Below are 15,660 nucleotides of genomic sequence, written 5' to 3'. Positions count from 1 at the left end.
TAATAAAAACAGAAGGGGCTGCGGTTCGTATAATCGGTATGAACTGCAGCCCCTTTTGTTTATTCAGAGATTCCGGATCAAGTCCGGAATGACATGTAAGTTTATTCAGAGGGGGCTGTCCAAAAAGTATGAGTCATTACCACACTCGCCACCCTGTCATTGCCGCACTTGATGCGGCAATCTCATGCAGGAGGATTTTCGGATCAAGCTCGAAAATGACATGTAAGTTTATTCAGAGATTCCGGATCAAGTCCGGAATGACATGTAAGTTTATTCCGGAAGCGTTATAGCTCCAGAATAAGTATAAATCTGACGGGCAATGGCAGCACATGGAGTATCATTTACCTGACTTACTCCAAGGAATGTGCAGAAGGAATGCTGCCAGAAAAGTCCTCCTGTACTCTTGAAGTATACATACGGTTCATAATCAGGAATATCGTGTTCTCCTGTAGGATTTTTTGTAACATCAGACTGCTCTACAATATAGAAGGTTGCGTTGTCTGGATCAGAAATTTCAGATTTTCCTCCAATCCACATTCTGTTTGATTCTGCATTGTTGGCATCAAGAGAGCTTCCACCCCAGCTGGAGTATGCAGAGCCTGCAGGTATAGGAGCGTGAGTGCCCTCTGTATCAAAATAAATATAATAACTGCTTGGTGACGGTACAGTAGAAGTTGCTCCTGTTGTATCTGCTGAATATTTCTGAGTAGCATCTGCTACCAAAGAAAAATAGTCTGGATTTGTAGGATCTGCCAGACCTGGAAGAACAACCCAGTTATCATATTTTGCACTTGAACGGCTTACGTCAGGACCATCTGCTTTATCACTATGATCCGAGGCAATGATGTGCATGCTGGAAGCAGTTACGTATCCTTTAGAGTAATCTTCAACAAGAACTGCCGGGTGTATCATTTTTTCATTATATCCTGATTTTAACTGCCAGATAACGGCTACAGGACTCAGGGAGCTGGATTTAACGGCTGTGTATGTTCCTTCATCATCTTTTGGTGTTACGGTAAAGGTGTAGGCTGTTCCGATATCAAGGCCTGAAACGGCAATTTTTTCTTTTCCTGAGGCAACTGTTATTGGGTCTGGAATAGTTGCGCCTGAAGTCTGGCTTTGTGCACTAACAATATAAGAAAGTCCGTCTTCATCACAGTCGGTCCAGGAAACAACAGCCTGTCCTGAAAATCCTGTTACGGCGCTGACAGAAGAAACGGCCGGGTTTTCTGCAGTAATTGTTTTCGTTGTTCCGGTACTTGTATTGCCCCATTCGTCAACTGTCTGAATGACAACAGAATAGGTTTCTCCTTCTGTGAGTTCCGTAAAGCTGCAGTTTTGACTTGCTCCGGCAGAACCTGTCTGTGTTACAGCTTCTCCTATGATACTGGCGCTTGAGTCATAAATTGAGGCTGTTGTTTTTGTAAAGTCACTGTCAGATGGATTTGTCCAGGTTACGGTAATTGATGATGCCCTGGTTTTTACATAAGTAATGTTTACTTCACCAGGAGCCGTTACGTCTTTGCTCGTATTTACAGTCTGAGCTGTACCGCTGTTTTTGTGCTGGTGGCTGTCTGTAAGCGTTACTGTTATTGTGTAAGCAAAACCATCTGTTCCGTCAGTAAGAAGATTTGAGAAAGAATATGAACATTCAGCATTAGCAGTTTTATATTTACTGCCTGTAAGTGATGCAGAAAGGGAAGAAAGGTCTGTCCGGGTATCTTCCGTACTTGTAATTGAAATCTCTGCACTGGTAATATCCGTATCAGCAGGGTTGGTCCAGTTTACGGTTATTGAGCTTTCTGTTGATGAATATGAAGTAAATGTAACGTTTCCAGGAGCAGGATCAGCTTTTGTTGTAAAGGTTTTTGTTACATCATTAGCTTCCGCATGAAGGTCTGAAGTATCATAAGTCTTTATTGTAAAGCTGTATGGTGTACCTTCTAAAGAATCCATGAGTCCTGTAATTTTTTTAGAAAGGTTTGCAGCTCCTGCTTTTAAGAAAGATGCTGTAGTAAGTTCAATGTCATCAAAAACAGTTGAATCTTCCGTGCTCGAAATTGAAATTACTATTTTTGCAAGATCTGTGTCTGCAGGGTTTGACCAGTAAAGGGTTATGGCTTCTTCTGCTGCACTGGCAGTTATTTTTTCTTCATTGAAGGTTACAGAACCTGGCGCTGTTGTATCTTCTAATGTTGTAAAAGTTTTGGAAGAAACAGTGTATTCAGAACCATTGGAGAATATACCGTAAAGTTTAGCGGTGTATTCCGTTTCCGAGTCTAATGCAGACAGAGCTTTTGTTACGGCAGAACTTCCCAGTTCTTCTTTTGAAAGCAGATCGGTGCCTTTATAAGTTAAAAGCAGGAATTTTTCGTAGGTAACGTTATCAGCCGCACTCCAGTTTATGGTTGCATAGTGGTCTGCTACTTCATCAACACTGAAAGACGGGGATGATTCTGAAGCGTCCTTAAATGTTACGGTAGCATTGCATTCTGCAGAATAAGTTGATCCGTTTTCCGTAAAACTTACAGCAAGAGTTGAAGTTCCTTCCTGATAGATAATTAGTTTTGGTGCAGCAGATGTTGTATTTGTAATTTTTATGACATTTTCATCTGAAGACGTCCATTTTAAATCAGCAGTAGAATTTTTTTGGATGGCACTGATGGTGTTTTCCAGTGTGCTTAGTGGAACCGCATCAGTGATTTGAAGTGTTGTTCCGCAGGTTAAGCTTATGCCCGGGTTTGAATCAGAACTTCCTCCTCCAGAGTCTGAACAACCAGTAAGCAGTAATCCTGCAATGACGGGTAGTGAAAAAAGTTTTGTAAATCTAGTCATTAAATCCTCCTTATGATTTCATGAAAACCTTTTCAAAAATTATACGACCGTTTTTCTGAGAGTGCAAATTTTACGGGTATAGCTTTACATAGTTTTTGAGGGACGGTTTATTATGGACAACAGGGCTTTTCAATGGTATCATTCTTCTTGGCGAGGTTTTATATGGCTAATATTCTTGTTGATGTAGTTATTCCTGAAGGAACTATCGAAATTACTGAAGATACTATAGAAAATCACAGAAACGTACGCTCCGTAAAGATTCCGGAAAGTGTTCTTGTTATTGGTGACAGGGCATTTTCTGACTGTATTCATCTTACAAATATAGAAATTCCATCTACAGTTATGGCTATAGGTAAATATGCCTTTGCTAATTGTGAAAGCCTTGATTCCGTAGAAATTCCTGATGGAATAGCTGTTATTGATGACGGTACTTTCAGCGACTGTGTAAGTGTTGAATCAATTGTTCTTCCGGAAAGTGTAACAGCAATTAAGGAACGTGCCTTTGCAAACTGTACTGGCGTAAAAAATCTTGTTCTGCCTGATAATCTTACTTCCTGTGCAGCTTCAGCTTTTCCAAATACAAGCAAGTATCTTTCTGTAAATAAGAATTATCTTTATCAGGATAATATGATGATAAATACCGGTAACAGCATGCTTTTGTTCTATAACGGTGATGCAGAAGAAGTAAAAACATCCCGTGAAGTACGTGGAATTTCTCCAAGAGCATTTTACGGTACTAAAGCAAAGCTTGTACGCATTTCTGAGGGCGTAACTTCAATAAGTGAGGAAGCTTTTGCCGGAACAAAGGGAATCAGTGTAATTCTTCCGGAAACTGTTGATTATATTGAATTGAGTGCTTTTGACAAACATGCAAAGGTATTGTGTCATAAAGGTTCTTATGCAGAGAACTGGTGTCATGAAAGTGGCTTAAAGCAGCTTGAAGACGAGATTGCATAATTTACAGCTATGTTTGATTTTTTAAAAAAGTTCACGTCAAAAAAAATTCAGGAAGATCCGAACAGTTTTTTAAGTCAAATAAAAAACCATATGGTTACCTTAAAAGAAAAGTCTGTTGCGCTTCCTGAAATTTATTCAGCAGAAAAGAAAAAGATTGAAGAAACTTGTGATGTCGTAGCAGCATTGTTGCCGGAATCTAATCCTACGGCCCTTAAGTTTGAACATAATATTCTTGAAAAACTTACTATGACTCATTATTCCTGTTCTCAGGCTATAACCGGAAGAAACGGGGATGAATTTAAGAAAGACGTTGCATCTCTTGCTCATGCCGTAAAGCAGAGAACTGTTTTTGAAAAATAAAAAAAGGGGCTGTCCAAAAAGTATGAGTCATTGCCACACTCGCCACCCTGTCATTGCCGTGCTCGACACCTTGTCATTGCCGCACTTGATACCTTGTCATTGCCGCACTTGATGCGGCAATCTCATGCAGTGTCATTTTCGGATCAAGTCCGAAAATGACACTTATAAAAAGTTGTTGACAGCCCGAAAATGACATTTTTTGAAAAATAAAAAAATGCCGTGCAGTAAAGCACGGCATTCTTGTTAATCCTTATGCAGCTGTAATTGCAATCTTCTTTACGGAAGGTTCAGGACGTTTTTTCATTGTTACCGTAAGAACTCCGTTTTTGAAGGATGCGTTTACCTGTTCAGCATCAATGTCGTTTGGCAGCTGGAAGGTTCTCCTGAAGTCAGAGTTGCGGCGTTCTTTTATGAGCCACTTTGTCTCTTCTTCTTCCTTTTCAGTTTCTTTGTCTTCTTTTGCATCTGCCTGTTTAACTGATGCTATAGTAAGGATTCCTTCTTTGAGGGAAAGTTCAATGTCAGATTCAGTTTTGCCAGGAAGATCCATGTTCAAAACGTATGAATCCTTAGTTTCCATTACATCAACCTGAGGCATTGTGCTGCATCCAGTTAATGCAAAGCCATCATTACCAAAAAGTGTGTCAAAAAGTGAAAGTGTATTCATATCGTTACCTCCTGCAGTACGATTTATTTTTTATTTTCACTAATATATATAGCAACTTCTGTGCCAAGTTATATGAATAAATTCAAAAATCAGGAAATTTTTACTTTTTTTTGTTCATATCGGTTTTATAAGCCATAAATAAGGTGTTTTCAGCGTCTTTCCCATAAGATTTTGGGTTAGAGACAGCAGTTTTATCTGTCCTGTATAAGGCAGATTATTAAACTCAGGGAACAATTTGCAGCGCTGGCCTGTTATAGTGGGTAAATTTGACGCAGGTTGATGTGTCATAATGATACATTTTGATTCATCTTAGACCGTTTTTATTCTGTTGAAATATTCATTCTGGTATTTGTTTTTAAGTTCTTCTTCAATAAATGTAAAATTTTTAGGAATTCCAGTAGACAAACTTTATTAGTGCAAGTATAGTAGAAATCTATTTTGACAAAAAGACGTAAAATGTCATTTTGTATAGTGGAGCCATAAAGGAATGTCTGTTTGCAGTATTTTTGCTGTAGGACTGGCATTGAGGCTTTATAGGAGAGAGTTATGAAAAAATCAGTACTTTTTGTGGCAGCTGCTTTTACTGCAGCAGGTTTGTTTGCCAGTGGTGTAGAAAACAAGACAAACATGAGCACGGGTTATCTTCGTAATCCGAGCCGTAATACGGAAGCTAAGCGTCCTGAAGCTTCTTATTATAACGTAGCAGGAACAGCTTTTATGGCAGACGGCCTTTATCTTGAAGCAGGAAACCAGTTTGTATTTAAAGAATACGGAAACGAACTTCAGACAGGAAATGCTTTTGCTTCCTATGGTATAAATGATTACTATTCTAATGACGAAACAACAGTATGGCTTTATCCTGATGCTGATTTTGTTTATAAGCATGATAAATTTGCCGTATTCGGTAACTTCGGTGTATATGCCGGCGGCGGTTCCCTTTCTTACAGTGAAGGAACAAGTGCTACGACACTTCTTTTTGGAAAGTCAGCTTTGTCTTACAAACAGAAGGCAACACAGGCTTATACAGCAGCTGCAACTTATGAAGCAGCAGGCGATTCTACAACAGCAGCAGCTTATACAGCAGCAGGTGATCAGGCTTCTGCAGCAGCAACAGCTCTTCTGGGGGCTGCTACAAATCATTCCCTTGATGTAACTTCAATTACATATGGCGGACAGCTGGGCGTAGCATACATGTTCCTTGATAACCTTTCTTTTGCAGCAGGTCTCCGCTATGTACACGGAACCCAGAGCATGGAAATCCAGTCTTCTAATTTTGTAGCTCTCGGAAACGGAAGTGATTCAATTTCTTATGAAGCAAATGGTTATACTGTAAGCGGTGTATTCGGCATTCATTACCGTCCTATTGAAGAAGTAGACCTGGCAGTTCAGTTCCAGTCAAAATCTTCTGTTAAATATGAAGTAAAAGAAGTAAAGGGTGCTCTTGCTTCTCAGTTTAATATTTATAATGGAAAAACTTTCCACACAGATCTTCCGGCTGCCCTTAATCTTGGTGCAGGATGGCAGGTAATTGAACCTTTGTATTTAAGTGCAAGCTTTAACTGGTATTTTAACAAGTTTGCAAATCAGGATTCAATTCTTGGAGAAACAGACTATGATGATTCATGGGAAGTTGCAGTTGGAGCTGACTGGGATATCTGCAAATGGGCTTCATACAGCCTTGGTCTTCAGTACGGAAAGCAGGGAACAAAAGATACTTCAAACAGCACATTTAATCCGGTTCTTGACAGTTTCTGCGTAGGAACAGGTGTTGAAGTTTATCCTGCAGAAAATCTTACTGTTACACTTTCAGGTCTTTATGCTAAGTACTTTGATACAGATTACTATCTTGAATCATACAAGACAGAACTGAGCAAAACTGTAGTTAACCTTTCATTTGGCGTAACTTATAAATTTCCTAATCTGTAAGCTTTTGTAAGAGCCCCTGACATCCTTCCATAACATCTGTGAAGGTCTGGTCAAAGTTACCGGTATACCAGGGGTCTGCAATATCACCCGGACGGTTTGTGTAATCCAGCAGGAGAGACACTTTCTGTTCCGGGTCTTTTTTTATAATCCGCATTATGTTGCGGTAATTCCATTCATCCATTCCGATAATCATATCAAAATTTTCATAATCAGCCCTTGTCATCTGAGAAGCTGCGTGTTTTAACACAGGGATGTTCATCTGTCTGAGCTTGTTTATTGTGCCATAGTGGGGTGGATTGCCGATTTCTTCCGTACTTGTTGCTTTTGAATCAATAAAAAACTGGTCTGATATGCCTGCTTTCTTAACTAAATCTGTCATAACAAACTGAGCCATTGTTGAACGGCAGATATTTCCGTGGCAGATAAACAGTATTCTGGTCATGGTGGGGATTGTAGCATATAAAAAATAATTTGCAAAATGAATAATGTGAAATTATAATTTACTTTATGGAAGAAATTCAGAATCTTGTGGAATATTATGATGAATTATTTCCGATAACCCAGGAACAGAAAGAATTTTACAAAAAAATTATTTCAAAATATAAAACTCCTGCAAAAATGCTTTCAATGGGATGTGCAACAGGTTGTTTTGAAAATTATCTTTCGCAGCAGGGGTGTGACGTTACCGGAATAGAATCTTCGCCAGAAATGCTTAGAAGTGCCAATCTGAAGCGCCGCAATCAGCTTATGTCCGTTCGATTTTTTCAGATGAAAATGGGAGAGGCAGCAAAGTTTCTGACAAAAGGCTTTTATGATGTAATTTACAGTCTTAATTCACGGATTATTTTCAGTTCAGACAGGGAATTTTTAGATAAGTTTTTTTCAGACTGCAGGAATATTCTTGCTCCGGGTGGAAGTCTTATAATTCAGCTGCTTAATATTGATGCTTTTACAGGCCGTCCGATGGTTCAGCTTCCGTGTTTTCAGAATGTAAGGGTTAAGCTTTTTACAGAGTTGTGGCTGCAGGAAGACGGTTCTCAGACTCTTGTGCAGAATATAGAAACTGGTAATGGAAAAATGCTTTCCGTAATGCAGGATCAGCCTGTTTATATTCCGACTGTTATGGAACTTCAGGAAGCGGCAAAAAAATCGGGGTTTAAGAAAGTCAGCTTATTTGCCGGCTTTGATGAAACCCCGTTTACAGGCAATGAAGAAAGTTTTGTTGCCGTATTTAGTTAATTTTCCAGTGATTTCCGTCTTTTACAAAGCGCTTTGCGTTTACTTCAAGAAGGCGACCATCTTCTCCAGACATTTTAATCATAAAGGTAATAGGATTAACTTCTGTTACGCGGAAGTTCGTTCCGTCATAGTAAATGCGTATACCTTCATTAGGAAGGCTTTTTCTTGCCTGTGCGTACCAGTCATACTCATAACTGAGGCAGCAGAGAAGTCTTCCGCACTGACCGCTGATTTTCATTGAGTTAAGGCTGAGATTCTGGTCTTTAGCCATTCTGATGCTTACAGGTTTAAGTTTGTCATTTATACTGTGGCAGCAGTAAGGTCTTCCGCAGATACCAAGACCGCCTGTAATGCGGCTTTCGTCACGAACACCAATCTGGCGCAGTTCAATTCTCATCTTAAAGACAGAAACCAGGTCTTTTACAAGTTCCCTGAAGTCAACCCGGTTTTCGCTTGAGAAAAAGAAAAGGGCTTTAGGTTCACCAACTAAAAAATGAACGGAAATAAGCTTCATATCCAGATGATGATATGCAACTTTTTCTTTGAAAGTAACAAAAGCTGATTTTTCCCGTTCAAGAAGATCTGCTGCATGGTCAAGGTCCTCTTTTGAAGCTGCACGGATAACCTGAACAACATCAGACGGTTTTATTCCTACCGGTGTAGTACATTTACCCAGGTTTCTTGCCAGGTCATTACCGTATCTTGTAGGAATGATTACAAAATCTCCCGGATTAAGGTTGAGCTTTTCCGGAACAGAAGCATAGATTCCTTCGCAGGAATATTCAAGCTTTAATTTATAAAGATTATCTGGAAATACAAAATTACCTGAGGCTTCATCTTCAAAAGTTTCATCTTCAAGAGAAGAAAGGTCTTCAGCCTCATCCATATCCTGTTCAAAAATATCTGACATTTAAAACTCCATGTTTTTGAGCATCAGTTTTATAATATATTTAACTTGCCAATAAGTCTACTAAAAGGCCTGAGATTTCATTTAGTTTTGCAAGCATTTTAAGTGTATCTTTCTGGCTTGAAATAAAATAAGCAGCCATTTCATCAAGGTCTTTGTTTATTATTTTTACCTGAACTCTCGGGGGCAGAGGCTGTCCTTTTGAATTAAACCCTTTGCGGGCCTTTACTTTTACTTCAAAATTATTTTTTTCCAGGTACCGCATGAACTGTGAAACTTTTTTTCTGAAGTCCGCAAATTTGTCCGGCATCTGGCTTTCTCGTAAGGCATCTGCGGCTTTTTCTGCTTCATCCCGTAAAAAAACAGCAGCTTCTTCTACTTCCATCTCTGCAATTTCTACAGGGAATCCTTCCTGAATAAGTTGATTTTGATAAGTGGATTTTTCTAACGCAGAAGCAAAAGTCTTTTTTTTGATTTTAGATGTTTTCTGGTCTTTATTGATTCCTGCGCCGGTCATTGCAGCGGAATTTGCAGCTGAAAAAAACAGTCCCGTAGAATCTATCTGCATTCTCAGACCTTATAGGAACTTGCAGAAACAGCCAGACGGTTGTTCCATTCGCTGACGGCATTGTTATAGTTGGTTTCATCAGAAAGAGCTATACAGTGTCCGTGAATAAGAACATTCTGTTCGGCGCAGATTCTGTGAGACTGAATATCACCGATTACTGCACTTGTAGAAAGCAGGTGTACAGATTCCGGGGCAAGAATGTTGCCTTTTACGATACCGCCTACAGTTACTGAACGGGCTGTTATGTTTCCGTTAATGCGGGCTTTGTTTCCGATGATTACGTTTCCGGAAGTTTCAAGATTTCCGTCAAGATCCCCGTCGATTCTTGTAAAGCCGTTTATTTTTATATCGCCTTTAATTGATGAACCAAAACCGATGAGAGTATTTATAGAGATGTCGTCGTTAAAGATTGCCATGTTTTTTACTTCAGGTTGATGTATTTTGCCGGATCAACTACGTCAGAACCGATGTGAACTTCGTAATGAAGGTGAGGTCCTGTTACAATACCGGTGTTTCCGATAGTTCCGATAACCTGTCCCTGTGTTACGCTGTCACCTTTGAAAACTTTTATTGTAGAAAGATGGGCATATCTTGTATAAATTCCGTGTTTGTGCTTGATGATGATATAGTTACCGAAACTGTCATCGTATCCGACAGTAACAATCTGTCCGTTAGCGGTTGCAACTACCGGGTCGCCGGAACGCCATGTACTGAAATCGAGACCTTTGTGAATGTACCACTGCTGCTTGATAGGATGAATTGTCTGTCCGAATTTCATGGAAATGTGACCGATACCGTTTTTGATAGGCCATATATTTGGAATGTCTGTAAAAAGGGTATTCTGGTTTTCAAGCATTTTACCGATCTGTTCAAGCGGCTGAATCGTGCTTTCGAGATAAGAGGTTGCCTGCCGTAAGTCAGAAACTTCTTTAAGGGTTCCGGATGTAATGTCCTGGGTATCAAAAAGTGAAGAAAGGTCACTGTTTTTTGAAGTTGCGCTGGAAATCTGATTAGTCTGGTTTGCGCTGAGCGGAGAGAACTGGGAAAGAGTCTTCTGTACGCGTTTGATTACCTGTACGTTATCATTGCTTGCACTTCTCAGTTCATCAAGATTTGCCTGTGTTTCAAGATGCTCTTCGTGTTCTGTTTTGTTTTTTGCGTAAAGTTCGAGATTTACTCTGTTAAAATATATAAATGATGCTGCAATACCTGTTACGACAAGAATTCCTAAAACCAGTGCAAATACGTTTGTACGCAGGTTAAAGACTTTTCCCTGGGAATGAGGAACAATCATAAGGGTCAGTTTCTGGTCAAAAATTTTAAACACGCGAACAAAAAAATGACCTGTTTTCTTTAAAATAGAACCTGAATGATATATAACTTTTGAGATAAAATTCCTATCACTCTTCCTGTATTTTCTAGAACGTGCCAAAATTTAACTCCATTATAAAACTGAATGAGTATATCACAAGCATGCTGATAAGGTCAAATGAAGTCTTTCGTTGACTTTGCGGCATGGGTATGGTATTTTATCGGTATAAAGTAGTAAAAACTTGAATCGGATCTTTATCAGGCTCGGTATCGTAAATGATTGTGCAGACGGTACTGAGGCAGTTCTATAATTTTTTAAGGAATAAGCAATGCAGTTTTTTGATACTCATGCCCACATAGGCCTAATCTATGATAGTCCTATTGAACAGTTTCGCGTAATTCAGCAGGCAAAAAGTGCCGGAGTTACCAGAATCGTCAGCATAAACAACAGTCTTCATGACTTCAAAAAGGAATATACTGTATTAAAGGCAAAAGCCGGTATTTATCATGCAGTAGGCGTAGGTCCTTCTGAAGTTACAAATCCTGGTGCAGACTGGATAAAGACAATTGAAGAAAGCGTTAAGCTTCCTAACGTTGTTGCAATTGGAGAAACCGGGCTTGATTATTGCAAGCAGTATGGTGATAAGCGCAGTCAGATAGAGCTTTTTATTACCCAGCTTGAACTTGCACAGAAACATAATCTTCCTGTTATCATTCATAATCGTGAAGCAGGACAGGATATTTTTGATATTCTCAAAGACAGGATTCCTGAAAAGGGAGCAATATTCCACTGCTATAGTGAAGACGGTGCCTATGCAAAAAAATGTCTTGATGCCGGGCTGAACGTTTATTTCTCTTTTGCCGGAAACCTTACTTACAGAAATGCCCGCAATCTTCATGAAACAGTTCTTTCTGTTCCTACAGACAGAATGCTTCTTGAAACAGAAAGTCCGTTTATGATTCCTGCAGAATTCAGGGAAAAGAAACGCACAATGCCGGCAATGCTTCCTTCTACAGCAAAATTCCTTGCAGAAATGCTTGAAACAGATCTTGAGAAACTTGCAGATCAGCTTTGGAAGAACAGCTGCAAAGTATTCAATCTTCCGGAATAATAAATGGCTTTATATCATCCGGTAAAAATCGGCGGAGTTGAGCTGGAAGGTAATATTTTTCTGGCTCCTATAGCAGGTTATAGCGACAGGGCCTTCAGAACCCTTTGTGTTGAATACGGAGCGGCTTTCTGTACAACAGAAATGGTAAGTGCGGAAGCTTTGACCAGAGGTTCAGATAAAACAGAGAGCCTTATGCGCCGTTCTCCTGCAGAAAAAAAGTATTCCGTACAGATTTTCGGTGGAAATGCCGACGTAATGTTTCGGGGAACAAAACTCGTCCTTGAAAAAACTGACTGTGATACAATAGATATAAACGGCGGCTGTCCAGTTCCTAAGATTATTAAATCCGGAGCAGGCAGCATGCTTACAAAAGAACCTGACAGGCTTTATTCAATAGTAAAATCCGTAAAAGACTCCTGTGCTGAATATGGGGCAGAACATCCTGAACGGGGAAACGTTCCTGTTACCATAAAAATCCGCAGCGGCTGGGATTCTTCCCACATTACATGGAAAGAGTGTGCGGAAGCTGCTTTAAGTGCCGGTGCTGATGCAATTACGATTCATGCAAGGACAAAAGCTCAGGGGTATGCCGGTCATTCTGACTGGAATATTCAGAGACAGCTGGTTGAATTTGTAAACGGAAGGATACCTGTGTTTGGTTCCGGTGATGCTAATACTCCTGAAACGGCAAGGCAGATGCTGGAAGAAACTGGTGTTGACGGAGTAATGTTTGCCCGTGGTGCAATGGGAGATCCGTTTCTGTTTAAGCGTACTGTAGATTACCTGACAACTGGTGAATATGTACAGGAAAGCGTACAGGAAAGGATTCGTGCAGGATTCAGGGAACTTGAATTGAATATAGAAGATTTTGGAGAAAAATCAGCCTGCCTTCAGATGCGGAAAAAGTTCTGTGCCTACAGTTCAGGAATTCAGGGGGGGGCAAAACTTCGCCGTCAGATTGTAGAAGCCCAGACTGCTGCAGAATATAAACAGATTTTTGCAGATTACCTGTCTTAAGGTCGACATAATTTTTTTTATTTACTAGAATAACTTTATGTCATTCATTCAGAGTGTTATTGAATTTTTTCAGTCAATATTTCAAGCCTCATCACCTGAAGTAAAAAAACGCCAGGAGAAGCGTAAACTGGAGAATGACCTTAAAATTATTGCTCCCGGATTTTATAAAGACGGAATGGTTCAGCCTAATTTTGCTGAAGCCCTTCGTGTGTTAAGCATTAATACTAAGCCTATAAATGATTTGCTTTCCTCAACAATGTGTACGGAAGATATCGGAAGAAACCGCCGCTTTGAGGAACAGTTGCTTCTTACGGGATTTGATTCAGAAGCTCAGTCCATAATCCAGAATATGTCGTATGAGGTTCGTAAAGAAAAAGCCCGGGAAGCTAAATCCCTTAACCGTTATCTTGAAGGGGAGCACAGGGAAGTAGAAAAAGTTGCCCGTCAGCTGAATACGCCTGCTTTTGCCAAAATTGAAGCTGTAATGAATAAGGTAAAACAGCTGAATGATATCTGTAAGTATAATTACACTTCTACCCTCCGCCTTTTTGATCCTAATTATCAGAGTATAGGCGCATATACGCCGGAATATCAGGAAATTGCCATTGATCTTTTAGAGACTGCACTTATGGACCTGTATTATGTTGTTGCGGACATGGATATTTCCGTTGCAGTTTACAATGCCCTTTGTGCCCTTTATCAGCTTTATCACCGTACAAGTTATACGGAACGCCGTTCCAACGGTATAGAAGAGAATCTCCGTAAGCTTCAGGGAATTTTCCGTCATGTTCTTACAAAGAATGCACTTCTGGCAATGATTAAACTTGCAAAAAGAGATCCGGATTATGTACCTCAGAAAGCGGTTTATGAGGGCAATTACCGTAAGAAATATGCAGATTTCCTTGAAGAGCGGTTTAATGTAGACGAAAAGCGTCTGAAAGTAGAGATTCAGGATGAACAGATTATAGCAAAAGTAAGTGAGTTGTTTGGCGGTAAAGCAATGATGCAGACCCACGGCTACAATAATGAAGTAAATACACAGCTTAAACAGAGTACGCCGGCTTCCTTTACCTTGGTTCTTCCATTTCAGGTGCTCAAGACATTTGTATTTCAGTTTTATGAAGACGGTATAAAGTCGCTTCTTAATGACATAGTTATTGAAGGTTTGTTTAATAATCCGGCTTATAAAACAGATTTTTCTGCCGTAGTTTTTGCATGTAATGATAGTTACGAGCGTATTACTGAATTCGAAAAGAAGTTCCTCCGGGGCGGTGAATTTGATGAAGCACTTATTACGGGGCTGATTCATGACAGTCATAAAGACAGTTCTTTTGGGGTTAAGCTTAAAGATATGGTAGACGGAGTAAATCGTGCCGTAAAAAAGCTTCTGCAGGATGAAACAAATAATTTTTTTCAGTTAAACAAAATTCTCTCCGATATTGTTATAGAGGCCAAAAAGGTAAGTTCTGATTCCATTACAAACCTTAAGGTTCTTATGATTTCTTCAAGAAACAGGGATAAGGCAGAACAGCTGGAAGTTCAGTATCCGCTGTGGAAAGTGTTCCTTGAAATAATGAAGAATTATGTTATAATCGGTAACATTGAGAAAAAATAATGGGTAGAAAAGCTAAACGTGTCAACTTTTCAAGGAAATCGTCTCATCATTATATCAGGCCGCAGCCTGTTGTTTCTGTTGATGAAGAGATGACAATTCCTATGTATGAAAAGCAGGTTTACGATTTACAGCAGCTTCTTGAAATCAGCCGTTCTCTTTGTTCTACTCTGGAACTTGATAAACTTATCGAATCGATTTTCTACATTGTTATGGCACAGATGCGTGTAAATGGTGTAGGTCTTTTTATAAAACCAGGAATAGAAACAGAAAAGCTTACTCTGGATACGAATTTTACAGGATTAGAGCCAGATTCTTCAATAAAGTACGAAATTGCAATGGATTCTGAATTTTATGAGCAGACCTCTTTTTTCAGGATTCCATTTGAATTAAAAGAAATGAATTCAGCTGTAAAAAAGACAGAAGAATTCAAAATGATGTCTTCCCTTAATCCTTCAATAGTTGTTCCTCTTGTTCTTAAAAATCGTGTAAACGGGTATCTTGTTCTTGGAGAGCGGCTTGCAATTGGTGATGAAGATGCAGCATACAGTGATTACGAAAAAGAGGAATTATTTAATATAGCATCTCTTGCTTCTGTAGCAGTTAATAATGCATCTCTTGTAGAACAGTCTTCTACAGATATGATGACCAGGCTTAAACTTAAATATTATTTCTTCAATATTCTTACAGATAAAATTGATGCAGCTTATCTTCGAAATGAACATTTAAGTGTTCTTATGTTTGATATCGACTTTTTTAAGAAGTTTAACGATAACTACGGACATGCCTGCGGAGATTATGTTCTTCAGGAAGTTGCAAGAATAATCAGCGAAAATATCGGTCCTACAGATATGGCTGCCCGATATGGCGGTGAAGAGTTTACGGTTATGCTTCCGGGGTCAAAAAAAGAAGAGGCGCTTGAGATAGCAGAACGAATTCGTTCAAAAATAGAAGAAAATGATTTTTTCTACGAAAATCAGCATATGAAAGTAACGATTTCTTGCGGAGTTTCTGAACTTTCTATGACTTATAATCCGGTAACTTCGGCAAAAGCCTTTGTAGATCAGGCAGATAAAGCACTTTATGTGTCAAAAAGAAACGGACGTAACCGTGTAACATTTGCTGACGAATCAGTTTTTAATTAAAGCT

Annotated in this window: 15 protein-coding genes; 8 read left to right on the top strand and 7 right to left on the bottom strand. The window is 39.4% G+C overall.

Annotation, left to right across the window (positions count from 1 at the left end; translation table 11 throughout):
• Nucleotides 1-270 precede the first annotated feature (270 nt).
• A complete protein-coding gene (locus HNP77_RS05785) occupies nt 271-2,835 on the bottom strand; it encodes a phage tail protein (RefSeq protein WP_184652227.1) in 2,565 nt (854 codons plus the stop codon).
• A 162-nt stretch (nt 2,836-2,997) separates the two neighbouring features.
• Between HNP77_RS05785 and HNP77_RS05780 the strand changes: the two genes are divergently transcribed.
• Together HNP77_RS05780 and HNP77_RS05775 are read left to right on the top strand one after the other, a co-directional pair.
• Nucleotides 2,998-3,792: a leucine-rich repeat domain-containing protein gene (locus tag HNP77_RS05780; RefSeq protein WP_184652226.1), complete on the top strand. Its 795-nt coding sequence runs from the start codon at nt 2,998-3,000 to the stop codon at nt 3,790-3,792.
• A gap of 9 nt (nt 3,793-3,801) precedes the next feature.
• Nucleotides 3,802-4,152: a hypothetical protein gene (locus HNP77_RS05775; protein ID WP_184652225.1), complete on the top strand. Its 351-nt coding sequence runs from the start codon at nt 3,802-3,804 to the stop codon at nt 4,150-4,152.
• 250 nt (nt 4,153-4,402) lie between these two features.
• Here HNP77_RS05775 and HNP77_RS05770 read toward each other — a convergent pair whose 3' ends face one another.
• A complete protein-coding gene (locus tag HNP77_RS05770) occupies nt 4,403-4,819 on the bottom strand; it encodes an Hsp20/alpha crystallin family protein (protein ID WP_184652224.1) in 417 nt (138 codons plus the stop codon).
• A gap of 546 nt (nt 4,820-5,365) precedes the next feature.
• Here HNP77_RS05770 and HNP77_RS05765 point away from each other — a divergent pair.
• Nucleotides 5,366-6,745, top strand: a complete 1,380-nt coding sequence (locus tag HNP77_RS05765) for an OmpP1/FadL family transporter (protein ID WP_184652223.1) — start codon at nt 5,366-5,368, stop codon at nt 6,743-6,745.
• Here the strand turns inward: HNP77_RS05765 and HNP77_RS05760 are convergent.
• Complete coding sequence (locus HNP77_RS05760) at nt 6,735-7,187, bottom strand: low molecular weight protein-tyrosine-phosphatase (protein ID WP_184652222.1); 453 nt, start codon at nt 7,185-7,187, stop codon at nt 6,735-6,737. The two genes, HNP77_RS05765 and HNP77_RS05760, sit on opposite strands and share 11 nt — an antisense overlap.
• 65 nt (nt 7,188-7,252) lie before the next feature.
• Between HNP77_RS05760 and HNP77_RS05755 the strand changes: the two genes are divergently transcribed.
• Complete coding sequence (locus tag HNP77_RS05755; RefSeq protein ID WP_184652221.1) at nt 7,253-7,984, top strand: class I SAM-dependent methyltransferase; 732 nt, start codon at nt 7,253-7,255, stop codon at nt 7,982-7,984.
• Here HNP77_RS05755 and HNP77_RS05750 read toward each other — a convergent pair.
• Genes HNP77_RS05750 through HNP77_RS05735 form a run of 4 tightly spaced genes read right to left on the bottom strand, consistent with a single transcriptional unit; the run spans nt 7,977 to nt 10,891 of the window.
• The gene (locus tag HNP77_RS05750) at nt 7,977-8,894 is read right to left on the bottom strand and encodes a PSP1 domain-containing protein (RefSeq protein ID WP_184652220.1); all 918 of its coding nucleotides are present in this window, start codon (nt 8,892-8,894) and stop codon (nt 7,977-7,979) included. The two genes, HNP77_RS05755 and HNP77_RS05750, sit on opposite strands and share 8 nt — an antisense overlap.
• Before the next feature lie 40 nt (nt 8,895-8,934).
• On the bottom strand, nt 8,935-9,459 hold the full coding sequence (locus HNP77_RS05745; protein WP_184652219.1) for a YaaR family protein: 525 nt from the start codon (nt 9,457-9,459) through the stop codon (nt 8,935-8,937).
• A gap of 2 nt (nt 9,460-9,461) precedes the next feature.
• Nucleotides 9,462-9,875 carry a bactofilin family protein gene (locus HNP77_RS05740; RefSeq protein ID WP_184652218.1) on the bottom strand — a complete coding sequence of 138 codons (414 nt, stop codon included), beginning with the start codon at nt 9,873-9,875 and terminating at the stop codon, nt 9,462-9,464.
• A 5-nt stretch (nt 9,876-9,880) separates the two neighbouring features.
• On the bottom strand, nt 9,881-10,891 hold the full coding sequence (locus HNP77_RS05735; protein ID WP_184652217.1) for a M23 family metallopeptidase: 1,011 nt from the start codon (nt 10,889-10,891) through the stop codon (nt 9,881-9,883).
• A gap of 208 nt (nt 10,892-11,099) precedes the next feature.
• Here HNP77_RS05735 and HNP77_RS05730 point away from each other — a divergent pair, with 208 nt between their 5' ends.
• The 4 genes from HNP77_RS05730 to dgcA are packed head-to-tail and all read left to right on the top strand — an operon-like array spanning nt 11,100 to nt 15,656.
• A complete protein-coding gene (locus HNP77_RS05730; protein WP_184652216.1) occupies nt 11,100-11,882 on the top strand; it encodes a TatD family hydrolase in 783 nt (260 codons plus the stop codon).
• A 3-nt stretch (nt 11,883-11,885) separates the two neighbouring features.
• Nucleotides 11,886-12,899: a tRNA dihydrouridine synthase DusB gene (gene dusB, locus HNP77_RS05725; RefSeq protein WP_184652215.1), complete on the top strand. Its 1,014-nt coding sequence runs from the start codon at nt 11,886-11,888 to the stop codon at nt 12,897-12,899.
• 37 nt (nt 12,900-12,936) lie between these two features.
• Nucleotides 12,937-14,514: a DUF5312 family protein gene (locus HNP77_RS05720; RefSeq protein ID WP_184652214.1), complete on the top strand. Its 1,578-nt coding sequence runs from the start codon at nt 12,937-12,939 to the stop codon at nt 14,512-14,514.
• A complete protein-coding gene (dgcA, locus tag HNP77_RS05715) occupies nt 14,514-15,656 on the top strand; it encodes a diguanylate cyclase DgcA (protein WP_184652213.1) in 1,143 nt (380 codons plus the stop codon). The genes HNP77_RS05720 and dgcA overlap by 1 nt, the downstream gene beginning before the upstream one ends.
• The last annotated feature ends 4 nt before the right edge of the window (nt 15,657-15,660 follow it).

This window comes from Treponema rectale, from assembly GCF_014202035.1.
Classification (GTDB): domain Bacteria; phylum Spirochaetota; class Spirochaetia; order Treponematales; family Treponemataceae; genus Treponema_D; species Treponema_D rectale.
This window is presented reverse-complemented; position numbering and strand designations above follow the sequence as displayed.

Bases quoted from the DNA above. Each gene is read 5' to 3' on its own strand.
- HNP77_RS05740 (WP_184652218.1), bottom strand. From the start codon at position 9,875: ATGGCAATCTTTAACGACGACATCTCTATAAATACTCTCATCGGTTTT.
- HNP77_RS05745 (WP_184652219.1), bottom strand. From the start codon at position 9,459: ATGCAGATAGATTCTACGGGACTGTTTTTTTCAGCTGCAAATTCCGCT.
- dusB (WP_184652215.1), top strand. From the start codon at position 11,886: ATGGCTTTATATCATCCGGTAAAAATCGGCGGAGTTGAGCTGGAAGGT.
- HNP77_RS05775 (WP_184652225.1), top strand. From the start codon at position 3,802: ATGTTTGATTTTTTAAAAAAGTTCACGTCAAAAAAAATTCAGGAAGAT.
- HNP77_RS05755 (WP_184652221.1), top strand. From the start codon at position 7,253: ATGGAAGAAATTCAGAATCTTGTGGAATATTATGATGAATTATTTCCG.
- dgcA (WP_184652213.1), top strand. From the start codon at position 14,514: ATGGGTAGAAAAGCTAAACGTGTCAACTTTTCAAGGAAATCGTCTCAT.
- HNP77_RS05780 (WP_184652226.1), top strand. From the start codon at position 2,998: ATGGCTAATATTCTTGTTGATGTAGTTATTCCTGAAGGAACTATCGAA.
- HNP77_RS05760 (WP_184652222.1), bottom strand. From the start codon at position 7,187: ATGACCAGAATACTGTTTATCTGCCACGGAAATATCTGCCGTTCAACA.
- HNP77_RS05765 (WP_184652223.1), top strand. From the start codon at position 5,366: ATGAAAAAATCAGTACTTTTTGTGGCAGCTGCTTTTACTGCAGCAGGT.
- HNP77_RS05720 (WP_184652214.1), top strand. From the start codon at position 12,937: ATGTCATTCATTCAGAGTGTTATTGAATTTTTTCAGTCAATATTTCAA.
- HNP77_RS05785 (WP_184652227.1), bottom strand. From the start codon at position 2,835: ATGACTAGATTTACAAAACTTTTTTCACTACCCGTCATTGCAGGATTA.
- HNP77_RS05770 (WP_184652224.1), bottom strand. From the start codon at position 4,819: ATGAATACACTTTCACTTTTTGACACACTTTTTGGTAATGATGGCTTT.
- HNP77_RS05750 (WP_184652220.1), bottom strand. From the start codon at position 8,894: ATGTCAGATATTTTTGAACAGGATATGGATGAGGCTGAAGACCTTTCT.
- HNP77_RS05730 (WP_184652216.1), top strand. From the start codon at position 11,100: ATGCAGTTTTTTGATACTCATGCCCACATAGGCCTAATCTATGATAGT.